The sequence below is a fragment of the Acinetobacter guerrae genome, from assembly GCF_009372255.1.
Taxonomy (GTDB): Bacteria; Pseudomonadota; Gammaproteobacteria; order Pseudomonadales; family Moraxellaceae; genus Acinetobacter; species Acinetobacter guerrae.
On record NZ_LXGN01000032.1, the window covers coordinates 1 to 300 of the forward strand.

1 protein-coding gene is annotated in these 300 nt (G+C 41.3%); it reads left to right on the top strand.

The genetic code is table 11. From position 1 onward, the window contains the following. Positions 1-300 (top strand): endonuclease/exonuclease/phosphatase family protein (locus A7A69_RS09525; RefSeq protein ID WP_338325129.1); only part of this gene is annotated, 300 nt, incomplete at both ends.

Below are 300 nucleotides of genomic sequence, written 5' to 3' on the forward strand. Positions count from 1 at the left end.
ATTAGTGGTTCGCTCGATCCACGAGTAGGGCGTCACTTTATTAATACTTTTCATGCCAATTATCCTTTGTTGCGTTGGTCTTTGGATCATATTTTTCATAGCACAGACTTTGCTTTAGTTAAAATGAATCGATTACCGAATATTGGGTCAGATCACTTTCCTGTGTATGTGGTGTTGCAAACAGGGCGGATCTTTGAACAGATACAAGAGGAATTGCCAGAAACTCAGGATGATCATGAGGAAGCTCAGGAAGCGATTCAAGAGGGCATTAGCAAGGCAGACAAAGAACAAAAAACGGTG